Genomic DNA, 13,335 nt, shown 5'->3' with positions numbered 1-13,335 from the left:
GCGTCACGGGCTGCATTCCCACGCGGAGCGTGGGAACGATCACTCAACGAAAAGAAGAACAGCATGCGCACACTACAGATTGAACCGCTGACCAAAGAAGCCTTCGCCCCCTTCGGTGACGTCATCGAAACCGAGGGCAGCGATCACTTCATGATCAACAACGGTTCGACCATGCGCTTCCATAAACTGGCGACGGTCGAAACCGCTACGCCTGAGGACAACGCGATCATCAGCATCTTCCGCGCCGACGCGCAGGACATGCCGCTGACCGTGAGCATGCTGGAACGCCATCCGCTGGGTAGCCAGGCTTTCATTCCGCTGCTCGGCAACCCCTTTCTGATCGTGGTCGCGCCACTTGGCGATGTACCTGTATCAGGCTTGGTCCGCGCCTTCGTCACCAACGGCAGGCAGGGCATCAATTACCATCGCGGCGTCTGGCACCACCCGGTGCTGACGATCGAAAAGCGGGATGACTTCCTGGTGGTTGATCGCAGTGGCACAGGCAATAACTGCGATGAGCATTTTTTCAAAGAGGATGAGCGTTTGATCCTCGCCCCCCACCAATAAGAGAAGGTCTGATCACTCGACAACAAGAGTGACAGGCGAGAGGTAAAGACTGTGGAAGCACATCTGTTGGAATGGCTGAACCTGAGCGTGCGCTGGGTTCACATGATCACTGGCGTGGCCTGGATCGGCGCGTCGTTCTACTTTGTCTGGCTGGAGAACAACCTCAACCGCGTCAACCCGAAAACCGGTCTGGCCGGTGATCTGTGGGCGATCCACGGCGGCGGTATCTATCACCTGGAAAAATACAAACTGGCCCCACCGTCGATGCCGGAGAACCTGCACTGGTTCAAATGGGAAGCCTACTTCACCTGGATGTCGGGGATCGCGCTGCTGTGCGTGGTGTTCTACTCCAATCCAACGCTCTACCTGCTGGCTCCGGGCAGCACACTGAGCGGCCCTGAAGGCGTGGCCATCGGTATCGGCTCGCTGTTCCTGGGCTGGTTCATCTACTCCTTCCTGTGCGACTCGGCCCTGGGCAAACGCCCTGCTCTGCTGGGTTTCATTCTGTTCGTGCTGATCATCGGCGCGGCGTATGGCTTCAGCAAGGTGTTCAGCGGTCGTGGTGCGTACCTGCACGTCGGCGCAATCATCGGCACCATCATGGTCGGTAACGTGTTCCGCATCATCATGCCGGCGCAGCGTGCACTGGTCGCGGCCATCGCCGAGAACCGCACGCCGGACCCGGCGCTGCCAGCCAAGGGCCTGCTGCGTTCGCGTCACAACAACTACTTCACCCTGCCGGTGCTGTTCATCATGATCAGCAACCACTTCCCGAGCACCTATGGCAGCCAGTACAACTGGTTGATCCTGGCCGGGATCGCAGTGTTGGCGGTGTTGGTTCGTCACTACTTCAACACCCGTCACGACAGCCACAAGTTTGCCTGGACCCTGCCAGTGGCAGCGGTGGGCATGATCACCCTGGCGTACGTCACCGGCCCTGCGCCGATGCCGACCGCGCCGGACGAGGCCAAGGCTCCAGCGAAAATCGAGTACCAACCGCTGCCGGAAACGGCACTGGGCGGTGGCGCGAAACCGGCTGAAGCGGCGGCACCTGCAGCGCCAGCCGCAGCCCCTGCTGCGGCACCCGCGCAAGCGTCCAACGCAGGCCCTGCGTTCGACAAGGTGCACAACGTGATCCAGGAACGCTGCGCGGTCTGCCATTCGGCCAAACCGACCAGCCCGTTGTTCAGCGCGGCGCCCGCCGGTGTGATGTTCGACACCCCCGAGCAGATCCGCCAGAACGCGGCGCGGATCCAGGCGCAAGCCATCACCACGCAGATCATGCCACTGGGCAACATCACCCAGATGACCCAGCAGGAGCGTGACCTGATCGGTGCATGGATCGCCCAGGGAGCGCAGACCAACTAAGCAACAAAGCTTCGCGAGCAGGCTCGCTCCCACAGAGATCGCGCATTACCTGTGGGAGCGAGCCTGCTCGCGAATCGCCTTGACGCGGTTTACCTGATGCAAAGAAACAGCTGTGAGCAACCCGGCAGCTGTTCAATCACAAGAATAAAAAGATCCGAGGTGTTGCATGTCCGAGCTGTCCAAAGCGCGCATCCCCGACGCACCCGCCATTCAGCGTTTGCCCCTTTTGCAACTGATCCTGGTCGGTTTGCAACATGTTCTGCTGATGTACGGTGGTGCCATCGCGGTGCCGCTGATCATTGGACAGGCCGCAGGCCTGAGTCGTGAAGAAATTGCCTTCCTGATCAACGCCGACCTGCTGGTCGCCGGTGTCGCCACCATCGTCCAGTCGCTCGGGATCGGCCCCATGGGTATCCGCATGCCGGTGATGATGGGCGCCAGTTTTGCCGCAGTCGGCAGCATGGTCGCCATGGCCGGCATGCCCGGTATCGGTCTGCAAGGGATCTTCGGTGCAACGATCGCCGCCGGATTCTTCGGCATGCTCATCGCGCCGTTCATGTCCAAGGTCGTGCGCTTCTTCCCGCCGCTGGTGACCGGCACGGTCATCACCTCGATCGGTCTGTCGCTGTTCCCCGTGGCCGTGAATTGGGCGGGTGGCGGTGCCGCCGCTGCGCAATTCGGTTCACCGGTTTATCTGGCCATCGCCGCCCTGGTGCTGGCGACCATTCTTTTGATCCACCGCTTCATGCGCGGTTTCTGGGTCAATATTTCCGTACTGATCGGCATGTGCATCGGCTACGTGCTGTGCGGCGTGATCGGCATGGTCGACCTGAGCGGCATGGCCAACGCGCCATGGATTCAGTTCGTCACTCCGCTGCATTTCGGCATGCCGAAATTCGAACTCGCACCGATCCTGTCGATGTGCCTGGTGGTGGTGATCATTTTCGTCGAGTCCACCGGGATGTTTCTGGCGCTGGGCAAGATCACCGGCCAGGAAGTCTGCCCGCGCATGCTGCGTCGCGGCTTGCTGTGCGATGCCGGCGCCTCGTTCGTTGCCGGTTTCTTCAACACCTTCACCCACTCCTCGTTCGCGCAGAACATCGGCCTGGTGCAGATGACCGGCGTGCGCTGCCGCTCGGTGACCATCGTTGCCGGCGGTCTGCTGATCGTGTTGAGCCTGCTGCCGAAAGCGGCGTTTCTGGTGGCGTCGATTCCGCCAGCAGTGTTGGGCGGTGCGGCGATTGCGATGTTCGGCATGGTGGCCGCGACCGGGATCAAGATCCTCCAGGAAGCCGACATCGGTGACCGGCGTAATCAACTGCTGGTGGCGGTAAGCATCGGCATGGGCCTGATCCCGGTGGTGCGTCCGGAGTTCTTCGCGCACCTGCCGATGTGGATGAGCCCGATCACCCACAGCGGCATCGCCATGGCCACGCTCAGCGCGCTGACGCTGAACCTGCTGTTCAACATTCTTGGTGGCGCCGAACGCGCGACCATCAACGACTGCCACGCACACCAGCACTGACAGCAACAGAAAAATGCCCTTGTGGGAGCGGGCTTGCTCGCGAAAGTGGTGTGTCACTCAGCATTGATGTCGACTGACACGCCCCTTCGCGAGCAAGCCCGCTCCCACAGGGGTCAGCAACACCCTGCCTCAACAATAAAAACAAGAGGGAGCAACAGATGATTCGCACGCAAACCAACGTTCTGTTGAGTGGCGGCCTGCTGGCCGCGAGTCAGGCCATGGCCGGCGATCTATTGCTGTGGCAGACCAACAGCCTGAGCTATCTGTACGGCAAGAACTTCGCGATCAACCCGTCGATCCAGCAGACGATGACGTTCGAGCACGCCGACAAGTGGAAGTACGGCGACAACTTCCTGTTCGTCGACAAGATCTTCTACAACGGTCAGGAAGACCGCAACAAAGGCCCGCACACCTTCTACGGCGAATTCACCCCACGCTTCTCGTTCGGCAAGATCTTCGACCAGAAAATCGAATTCGGCCCGATCAGGGACGTGCTGCTGGCGATGACCTACGAGTACGGCGAAGGTGAAAGCGAGGCCTACCTGATCGGCCCCGGCTTCGACCTGAAAGTACCCGTTTTCAACTACGTGACCCTGAACATCTTCCGGCGCCAGACCGAAGGCCCGCGTCCTGGTGACGGCGTGTGGCAGATCACACCGGGCTGGTCGTACAGCGTTCCCCTGGGCAATTCCGATGTGCTGATCGATGGCTACCTCGATTGGGTCGTCGACAACGACGAGAACTCGCGGGGCACCTACCACGCCAACCTGCATATCAACCCGCAGATCAAATACGACCTGGGCAAAGCCTTGGGCTGGAGCCACAAGCAGTTGTATGTCGGCACCGAATACAGCTACTGGAAAAACAAGTACGGGGTCGAAAGCAGCCACAACCTCGACACCAATCAGAACACCGCCAGCCTGCTGGTGAAGGTGCACTTTTAAGATGGCCCGCAACCGTGCCCCATACCTGTCGTCGGTGCTCTGTTGCGGGGCACTTGAGACCTGGCCGAGGAGTCAGTATTCTCCGCGGCCTCTTGAATTCGGTCTAAAAAAAAGCCCGAACTTAATTCCTGACCAACGGGCCAACTTATCCCGGCCCCGGTCAGTACCGAGGCATCCCGAAAACACGCGCAATCGACTGTTTTTCAGCAGCCGAACGGGCGTTTTTTTGCTTTTCGAAAGCCTTGGCTCAGCTCTTGCTAACAGCATCAAAGCTGACCGGTCGGATGACTTTTGCAGCAACGAAAAAAGGCGCCACACCAGAGCGCCGATCTTAAAAAAATAAACGTGGAACACCTACTTTGGGAGCAACCGAATGAAACGTATGTGCACCAGCCTGATGCTTGCGGGATCGATGTTGGCCGGCGGCCAGGCCATGGCCGAGGGCCTGCTGCAATGGCAGAACAACAGCCTGACCTACCTCTACGGCAAGGACTTCAAGGTCAACCCGGCGATCCAGCAGACCGTCACTTTCGAGCACGCCGACGCCTGGAAATACGGGGATAACTTCCTGTTCGTCGACAAGATCTTCTACAACGGCAAGCCTGACTACAACGTCGGCAACAACACCTATTACGGTGAGTTCCAGCCACGCATCTCGCTGGGCAAGGTGCTGGATCAGAAGATCGAATTCGGCCCGATCAAAGACGTGCTGCTGGCGATGACTTACGAGTTCGGTGAAGGCGACGTCGAGTCGTACCTGATCGGTCCAGGCTTCGACCTGGCGATCCCGGGTTTCGACTACTTCCAGTTGAACTTCTACCAGCGCCATACCGAAGGTTCGCGCCCGGGTGACAACGTCTGGCAAATCACCCCGGTCTGGTCCTACACCATCCCGGTCGGCAGCTCCAACGTGCTGATCGACGGTTACATGGACTGGGTCGTCGACAACGACGTCAACAGCAAAGGTGAATACCACGCCAACCTGCACTTCAACCCACAGGTCAAATACGACTTGGGCAAGGCCCTGCATTTCGGCGAGAAGCAGCTGTACGTCGGTGTTGAATACGACTACTGGAAAGACAAGTACGGGATCGAAGACTCCCGTGGCTTCACCACCAATCAGAACGTGACCAGCTTCCTGGTGAAGTTCCACTTCTGATCCTGATGTCAGTGGCGTCTGCATGGACGCCTTCGCGAGCAGGCTCGCTCCCACATGGGTTTTGTGAACGCCACAACTCCTGTGGGAGCGAGCCTGCTCGCGAATAGCTTCAGCACAAACCTCAGGCCGGAACCACCGCCTCGGTGATCCCCAGAAACCGGCACAGCTCCTCGCGCTTGGCCAGCGCATCGCGGCGTCCCAGGTCGATCAGTTCGCTGCAATACCCCGACTCGAACAGCAGATAACTCAACACCCCTGCCCCGCTGGTCTTGGTCGCCCCCGGGCCGCGCAAGAACAGGCGCAATGCCGCCGGCAACTCTTGCCGATGCCGCGCCGCAATCTCGTCGATCGGTTGGCTCGGCGCAATCACCAGCACCTCCACCGGCGCCACACCCAACTCACGAGTCGGTACGCCCTCGGGCATCAGGTGACTGAACTGGTTCAGACGCTGCAGCAACTCGATGTCACTCTCAAGACTGTCAATGAATGTGCTGTTGAGCATATGCCCACCAATCTGCGCCAGCGTCGGCTGTTGCCCGGTATAGGCGCGCTCCAGCGGCTGCTGTGGATCGAAACCGCGCGGGTTGCCGCTGACCCCCACCACCAGCACCCGGCTCGCGCCCAGATGCAGTGCCGGGCTGATCGGCGCCGATTGGCGCACCGCGCCGTCACCGAAATATTCCTCACCGATTTTCACCGGTGCAAACAGCAACGGGATCGCCGAACTGGCGAGCAGGTGGTCCACCGACAACTGCGCCGGCACGCCGATCCGCCGATGGCGCAGCCACGCATCGATCTTGCCGCCGCCCTGATAGAAGGTCACTGCCTGCCCCGACTCGTAGCCGAACGCAGTCACCGCCACTGCATGCAATTGCTTGCGCGCGATGGATTCGGCGATGCCGGGCATGTGCAGTTTTTCATTGAGCAGGTCGCGCAACGGCGAGCTGTTGAGCAGCGCGACCGGCAGGTGCCGGCCCATGCCCAGCAGACTGTGACTGACAAAGCGGCTGGCCTGGCGAATCACCCCGGGCCAGTCGCTGCGCAACACCCGATGGCTGCGAAAGCCCTGCCAGAACAGCGTCAGGCGTTCGATGGCGGCGCGAAAATCGGTGGCGCCGCTGGCCAGGCTGACCGCATTGATCGCCCCGGCCGAGGTGCCGACGATCACCGGAAACGGATTGTCCGCGCCCAGCGGCAGCAATTCGGCAATCGCTGCCAGCACCCCCACCTGATACGCCGCCCGAGCCCCGCCGCCGGAAAGAATCAAACCTGTGACCGGTTCAGCTGGGCTCATCGCAACGCTCCATGGTGCCTAAAGGGATGGGTCGATCAACTACGCCGCTTGGCGTACAACTTCGGCTCGCCCGGTGGACGGCTCTTGAAGCGTCGATGCGCCCACAAGTATTGCTCAGGGCAGGCGCGCAGCGCACTTTCCACCCACTGGTTGATGCGCAGGCAGTCGGCCTCCTCGGTCTCGCCCGGGAAATCTTCCAGCGGCGGATGGATCACCAACCGATAACCGCTGCCGTCCGCCAGACGCTCCTGAGTGAACGGCACCACCAGCGCCTTGCCCAGACGGGCGAACTTGGTGGTCGCGGTCACGGTCGCCGCCTGAATGCCGAACAGCGGCACGAAGATGCTTTGCTTGGCGCCGTAGTCCTGATCCGGCGCATACCAGATCGCCCGGCCCGAACGCAGCAACTTGAGCATGCCGCGCACGTCGTCACGTTCCACCGCCAGCGAGTCGAGGTTGTGCCGCTCGCGGCCACGACGCTGGACGAAGTCGAACAACGCATTCTTGTGCTCGCGGTACATGCCGTCGATGGTGTGTTGCTGGCCGAGCAGCGCTGCGCCGATTTCCAGCGTGGTGAAGTGCGCGGCCATGAGAATCACACCCTTGCCTTCGCGCTGGGCTTTTTGCAAATGTTCCAGCCCTTCGACATGCGCCAGTTTCGCCAGGCGCTCACGGGACCACCACCAGCTCATCGCCATTTCAAAGAAGGCGATGCCGGTGGAGGCAAAGTTTTCCTTGAGCAGGCGCTTGCGCTCGGCGGCGGATTTTTCCGGGAAGCACAGCTCAAGATTGCGCTTGGCGATGCGCCGCCGGTCGCCGGCCACGCGATACATCAACGCGCCCAGGACACGACCGATCGTCAGTAAAACCGGATACGGTAACTGCACGACCAGCCACAACAGCCCCAGACCGCACCAGAGCGGCCAGAAGCGGGGAGAAAGATAGGCTCTTCGAAAACGCGGGCGATCCATTAAAGCTTCCGTAAATACAGTGGCCGCGCATTCTACATCGTTCGACCCGGCTTGCGGCTCGCGGGCGTTCTCGTTATAAGTCTCGGCACTTTTAGTGACAAGCCGTTGTATGCCGATATGAGCCAAAACGAATCGCCAGACCAAGATCCCGTGTTCCAGTTGAAGGGCAGCATGCTGGCCATTACGGTGCTGGAGTTGTCCCGCAACGACCTCGACAGCCTTGATCGGCAACTGGCCGCCAAAGTCGCCCAGGCGCCGAATTTCTTCAGCAACGCACCGTTGGTCCTGGCGCTGGACAAACTGCCGCCTGGCGAAGGCGCAGTCGACCTGCCCGGGCTGATGCGCGTGTGCCGTCAGCATGGCCTGCGCACCCTGGCAATCCGCGCGAGCCGCATCGAAGACATCGCCGCTGCCATCGCCATCGACATCCCGGTGCTGCCGCCGTCCGGTGCCCGTGAACGGCCGCTGGAAGCCCCGGAACCGGAAGTCAAAAAGAAACCGGAAAAGCCGCCCGAGCCGACCATCAAACCGACCCGCGTCATCACCACGCCAGTACGTGGTGGCCAACAGATATATGCCCAGGGTGGCGATTTGGTCGTGGTTTCTTCGGTCAGTCCGGGGGCGGAACTTCTGGCCGATGGCAACATCCATGTATACGGCCCGATGCGTGGCCGTGCGCTGGCCGGCGTGAAGGGTGACACCAAGGCACGGATTTTCTGTCAGCAATTGAGCGCTGAACTGATCTCCATCGCCGGGCATTACAAGGTCTCCGAAGATTTGCGTCGCGATCCGCTGTGGGGCTCCGGCGTTCAAGTCAGCCTGTCGGCCGACGTGTTGAACATCATTCGGCTTTAACGGATACTGCCGCATTTTCCAAGCATCTCTAAAACGTAGCGAAAACGGCTCAAACGAAGTAGGAAAAAGGCCAAAAGCCAAATTCCAGCCAAGGCTGTCCGACTGCAGTAGTTTTCAAGAGATGTTTTTCAGGGGCTAAAAAGTCCTTCTTCCTTAGGGGTGAAACACCTTGGCCAAGATTCTCGTGGTTACATCCGGCAAGGGTGGTGTGGGTAAGACCACCACCAGCGCCGCTATCGGTACCGGCCTCGCTCTGCGCGGCCACAAAACAGTGATCGTCGACTTCGACGTAGGCCTGCGTAACCTCGACCTGATCATGGGTTGCGAGCGTCGCGTGGTGTATGACTTCGTCAACGTGGTCAACGGCGAAGCCAACCTGCAGCAGGCCCTGATCAAAGACAAGCGCCTGGAAAACCTCTACGTACTGGCCGCCAGCCAGACCCGCGACAAAGACGCGCTGACCGTCGAAGGCGTGGAAAAAGTCCTGATGCAGTTGAAGGAAGACTTCGACTTCGTGGTCTGCGACTCCCCGGCGGGCATCGAAAAAGGTGCGCACCTGGCGATGTACTTCGCCGACGAAGCGATCATCGTGACCAACCCGGAAGTGTCCTCGGTACGTGACTCCGACCGCATGCTGGGCCTGCTGGCCAGCAAATCGCGTCGCGCCGAAAACGGCGAAGATCCGATCAAGGAACACCTCCTGCTGACCCGTTACAACCCACAGCGCGTCAGCGATGGCGAAATGCTCGGTGTTGAAGACGTGAAAGAAATTCTGGCAGTGACCCTGCTGGGCGTCATCCCTGAGTCGCAGGCGGTCCTGAAAGCTTCCAACTCGGGCGTCCCGGTGATTCTCGACGACCAGAGCGATGCCGGTCAGGCCTACAGCGATGCCGTTGATCGTCTGCTGGGCAAAGAAAAAGAACATCGTTTCCTCGATGTTACGAAGAAGGGATTCTTCGAGCGCCTGTTTGGAGGTAGGTAATGAACCTTTTTGACTTCTTTCGTGCCAACAAAAAGCCAAGTACCGCCTCGGTAGCGAAAGAGCGTCTACAGATCATCGTGGCGCATGAGCGCGGCCAGCGCAGCACGCCGGATTACTTGCCAGCCTTGCAGAAGGAACTGGTCGACGTGATCCGCAAGTACGTCAACATCGGCAACGACGACGTACACGTTGCACTGGAAAGCCAGGGCAGTTGCTCGATTCTGGAACTCAACATCACCCTGCCAGATCGCTGAGTCGATCCGGCAGGAACGACGGCGGCTCAGGGCCATTCCCATTGCGGAATGGCCCTGAGCCGCCGTTGGCATTTGTTACGAGGCTGTTTTAATGCCGCTGTCCAACATCCGCATCATTCATCAGGACGCCGCCGTACTGGTGGTCGACAAACCGACGCTGCTGCTTTCGGTGCCCGGCCGCGCCGACGACAACAAGGATTGCCTGATCACCCGCCTGCAGGAAAACGGCTACCCGGAAGCGCGCATCGTCCATCGCCTGGACTGGGAAACCTCCGGCATCATTCTGCTGGCCCGTGACGCCGACACCCACCGCGAACTGTCGCGGCAGTTTCACGACCGCGAAACCGAAAAGGCCTACACCGCTTTGGCCTGGGGTCAGCCGGAACTGGACAGCGGCAGCATCGACCTGCCCCTGCGCTACGATCCGCCGACCAAACCACGGCACGTGGTCGACCACGAATTCGGCAAACACGCGCTGACCTTCTGGCGCGTACTGGAACGTTGCGGCGACTGGTGCCGCGTCGAACTGACGCCAATCACCGGCCGTTCGCACCAGTTACGCGTGCACATGTTGTCCATCGGCCACCCGCTGCTGGGCGACGGGCTCTACGCCCACGAACAGGCCCTGGCGGCCTGGCCGCGCCTGTGTCTGCACGCGAGCATGCTGAGCTTCACCCACCCGCAAACCGGCGAGCGCTTGCGTTTCGAATGCCCGGCACCGTTTTAAGCGCCGCCTGAATGGCAACGCTGTAGTTAAGACAAGGATTCAGTTTCGGATGAGTTGTATTGATTCCCTGGCAACACCCCTCAAGAAAGTTCGTCACCAGTTGCTTTACCTGATTTACGGCAATCAGGATGTGTACCGGCGCGAAGCCAAGTTCAGCATCCTGACCGCGCTGTCCCAAGCCAAAAACAGCGAGCGTCCGGCCATCCGTATTCTCACCGACCGCCCTGAGGATTACGCCGGCTGGCCGGTCGACACGGTGTTGCTGGACGAGGCGACCCAAACCCGCTGGCAAGGCACCCACGGTTATCATCACCGACGCAAGGCCTGCGCCATTGCGGCCGGCATGCAGTGGGCGCAAAAGACCCTGTTCGTCGACACCGACACCCTGTTCACCCGCCACCCGAGCCAGCTGTTCAAGTTCATCGAGCCGAGCTGCTCGGTGATGGATCGTTTCGAGTACGACTGGAAAGACGTACACCTGCGCGCCGACTATCAAAAACTGGGGCGCGACCTGCGCAGCCACGGCGTGACCCCGGACCACGGCTTCAAGCTCTATAACAGCGGCTTGTGCGGCGTGACCGAACGTGATTCGGCGCTGTTCGAAGAGTCGATCCGCCTGATCGATGAGTGGACACTCGGCGGCTTCGAAATCCATACCATCGAGCAGATTGCCCTGTCGTACGCCATGCGCGGACGTCAGGTGGTGGAGGCGCGCAAACACGTCTATCACTATTTTGCCGAAAAACGTTTCTTCCACGCGATGCAGACGTACTTCTTCTCCCAGCACGGCGAGCAGTTCAGTCAGCGCCTGGTGGACCTGTGCACCGACGTGCCTCGGGTCAAACCGTTTCCATCGGCTTTTCAGCGCCTGAAAATCAAATGGAAGCTGCGCCATCAGAGCGGCGCGTTGCGCAAGGTCGGTCGCGATCTGCTGTACGGAAGCGCTGCGCCCGAGGATCCGTATTACAGCGCCTGCCGACACGAATGGTGGGAGTGTGCCTCGCGGGAGATTCTGCGCTGGGACGAAAGCCGTCAGAAGAAACTGCTGAGCCAGAACCCCTGGCCGCAACAGCTGCCGCGCCCGAATAAACCGGAAGACGAAAAGGTCATCATGAACTACCTGAAAAAGCGTGTGACCGCTGCTCGTTGATCCATGGGGAACACTGTGGGAGCGGGCTTGCTCGCGAAGGCGTCGTGTCAGTCACAGCGCCATTGGCTGATACACCGTCTTCGCGAGCAAGCCCGCTCCCACAGGTTTTGCGTTCGCAACCAACATCCGCATTGTCATGCCCCAAGCCTTGAGCCGATGCGTTAAACTCCCGCACATTGCTGTCTGGAGCTTCTTATGCGCGAAGAGTTGAACCAAGGCCTGATCGACTTCCTCAAGGCCTCCCCTACCCCGTTCCACGCCACCGCCAGCCTCGTTCAGCGTCTGGAGGCCGCCGGTTACGTGCGCCTCGACGAGCGCGAGCCGTGGAACACCGAGGCCAATGGCCGCTACTACGTCACCCGCAACGACTCCTCGATTGTCGCGATCAAAATGGGCCGCAACTCGCCGCTGCACGACGGTATCCGTCTGGTCGGCGCCCACACCGACAGCCCGTGCCTGCGGGTCAAGCCGCAACCGGAACTGCAACGCCAGGGCTTCTGGCAACTGGGCGTTGAAGTCTACGGCGGCGCGCTGCTGGCGCCGTGGTTCGACCGCGACCTGTCGCTGGCCGGCCGCGTCACCTTCCGCCGCGACGGCAAGGTCGAAAGCCAGTTGATCGACTTCAAGGCACCGATCGCGATCATTCCCAACCTGGCGATTCACCTCAACCGTGAAGCCAACCAGGGCTGGGCGATCAATGCGCAGACCGAGCTACCACCGATCCTCGCGCAGTTCGCCGGTGACGAACGCGTCGACTTTCGCGCCGTACTGACTGATCAACTGGCCCGCGAGCACGGCCTGAATGCCGACGTGGTGCTGGATTACGAGCTGAGTTTCTACGATACCCAAAGCGCGGCGATCATCGGCCTGCACGGCGACTTCATTGCCGGTGCGCGCCTGGACAACCTGTTGTCCTGCTACGCCGGCCTGCAAGCCCTGCTCACCGCCGACACCGAAGAAACCTGCGTGCTGGTGTGCAACGACCACGAAGAAGTCGGTTCCTGCTCGGCCTGCGGTGCCGACGGCCCGATGCTCGAGCAGACCCTGCGGCGCCTGCTGCCCGAAGGTGACGAATTCGTCCGGACCATCCAGAAGTCGCTGCTGGTCTCGGCCGACAACGCCCACGGCGTACACCCCAACTATGCCGAGAAGCACGACGCCAACCACGGCCCGAAACTCAACGCCGGCCCAGTGATCAAGGTCAACAGCAACCAGCGCTACGCCACCAACAGCGAAACCGCCGGGTTCTTCCGCCACCTGTGCATGGCCGAAGAGGTGCCGGTGCAGAGCTTCGTGGTGCGCAGTGACATGGGTTGCGGCTCGACCATCGGCCCGATCACCGCCAGCCATCTGGGCGTGCGCACCGTCGACATCGGCCTGCCGACCTTCGCCATGCACTCGATCCGCGAACTGTGCGGCAGCCACGACCTGGCACACCTGGTCAAAGTGCTGAGCGCGTTCTACTCCTCGCGCGAGCTGCCTTAAAAGCTTCGCGAGCAGGCTCGCTCCCACATTGGAATGCATTTCAACCTGTGGGAG

Annotated in this window: 13 protein-coding genes; 11 read left to right on the top strand and 2 right to left on the bottom strand. The window is 60.7% G+C overall.

Features of this window, described 5'->3' with window-relative positions:
• The first annotated feature begins 63 nt into the window (after positions 1-63).
• The 5 genes from PseAD21_RS27780 to PseAD21_RS27755 all read left to right on the top strand — a co-directional run bounded on the left by PseAD21_RS27780 (position 64) and on the right by PseAD21_RS27755 (position 5,563).
• On the top strand, positions 64-567 hold the full coding sequence (locus PseAD21_RS27780) for an ureidoglycolate lyase (protein WP_102358932.1): 504 nt from the start codon (positions 64-66) through the stop codon (positions 565-567).
• Positions 568-618: 51 nt separating this feature from the next.
• Positions 619-1,935: a urate hydroxylase PuuD gene (locus tag PseAD21_RS27775; RefSeq protein ID WP_102358931.1), complete on the top strand. Its 1,317-nt coding sequence runs from the start codon at positions 619-621 to the stop codon at positions 1,933-1,935.
• A gap of 166 nt (positions 1,936-2,101) precedes the next feature.
• A complete protein-coding gene (locus PseAD21_RS27770; protein WP_102358930.1) occupies positions 2,102-3,460 on the top strand; it encodes a nucleobase:cation symporter-2 family protein in 1,359 nt (452 codons plus the stop codon).
• A 158-nt stretch (positions 3,461-3,618) separates the two neighbouring features.
• Positions 3,619-4,404, top strand: a complete 786-nt coding sequence (locus tag PseAD21_RS27760; protein WP_102358928.1) for an outer membrane protein OmpK — start codon at positions 3,619-3,621, stop codon at positions 4,402-4,404.
• A 373-nt stretch (positions 4,405-4,777) separates the two neighbouring features.
• A complete protein-coding gene (locus PseAD21_RS27755) occupies positions 4,778-5,563 on the top strand; it encodes an outer membrane protein OmpK (RefSeq protein WP_102358927.1) in 786 nt (261 codons plus the stop codon).
• A 121-nt stretch (positions 5,564-5,684) separates the two neighbouring features.
• Here the strand turns inward: PseAD21_RS27755 and PseAD21_RS27750 are convergent, their stop codons facing one another.
• Together PseAD21_RS27750 and PseAD21_RS27745 are read right to left on the bottom strand one after the other, a co-directional pair.
• On the bottom strand, positions 5,685-6,857 hold the full coding sequence (locus PseAD21_RS27750) for a patatin-like phospholipase family protein (RefSeq protein ID WP_102358926.1): 1,173 nt from the start codon (positions 6,855-6,857) through the stop codon (positions 5,685-5,687).
• A 35-nt stretch (positions 6,858-6,892) separates the two neighbouring features.
• Positions 6,893-7,828, bottom strand: coding sequence for a lipid A biosynthesis lauroyl acyltransferase (locus tag PseAD21_RS27745; RefSeq protein WP_102358925.1), 936 nt, complete (start codon positions 7,826-7,828; stop codon positions 6,893-6,895).
• A gap of 117 nt (positions 7,829-7,945) precedes the next feature.
• On the opposite strand from PseAD21_RS27745, the gene minC reads away from it, so the two are divergent.
• The 6 genes from minC (at position 7,946) to PseAD21_RS27710 (ending at position 13,281) form a co-directional block, all read left to right on the top strand.
• A complete protein-coding gene (gene minC / locus PseAD21_RS27740) occupies positions 7,946-8,683 on the top strand; it encodes a septum site-determining protein MinC (protein WP_025113373.1) in 738 nt (245 codons plus the stop codon).
• Positions 8,684-8,852: 169 nt separating this feature from the next.
• A complete protein-coding gene (minD, locus tag PseAD21_RS27735) occupies positions 8,853-9,665 on the top strand; it encodes a septum site-determining protein MinD (RefSeq protein ID WP_102358924.1) in 813 nt (270 codons plus the stop codon).
• Positions 9,665-9,919, top strand: a complete 255-nt coding sequence (minE, locus tag PseAD21_RS27730) for a cell division topological specificity factor MinE (RefSeq protein WP_003223146.1) — start codon at positions 9,665-9,667, stop codon at positions 9,917-9,919. Before minD ends, minE begins: the two co-directional genes overlap by 1 nt.
• A 91-nt stretch (positions 9,920-10,010) precedes the next feature.
• On the top strand, positions 10,011-10,646 hold the full coding sequence (locus tag PseAD21_RS27725; RefSeq protein WP_007960625.1) for an RluA family pseudouridine synthase: 636 nt from the start codon (positions 10,011-10,013) through the stop codon (positions 10,644-10,646).
• Positions 10,647-10,695: 49 nt separating this feature from the next.
• Complete coding sequence (locus tag PseAD21_RS27720) at positions 10,696-11,796, top strand: hypothetical protein (RefSeq protein WP_102358923.1); 1,101 nt, start codon at positions 10,696-10,698, stop codon at positions 11,794-11,796.
• A gap of 195 nt (positions 11,797-11,991) precedes the next feature.
• A complete protein-coding gene (locus PseAD21_RS27710; RefSeq protein WP_102358921.1) occupies positions 11,992-13,281 on the top strand; it encodes a M18 family aminopeptidase in 1,290 nt (429 codons plus the stop codon).
• Positions 13,282-13,335: the final 54 nt, after the last annotated feature.

It is taken from the genome of Pseudomonas sp. AD21 (assembly GCF_002878485.1).
Taxonomy (GTDB): Bacteria; Pseudomonadota; Gammaproteobacteria; order Pseudomonadales; family Pseudomonadaceae; genus Aquipseudomonas.
The sequence above is the reverse complement of the archived record's forward strand: the minus strand, read 5'-3'. Positions and strand labels throughout refer to the sequence as shown.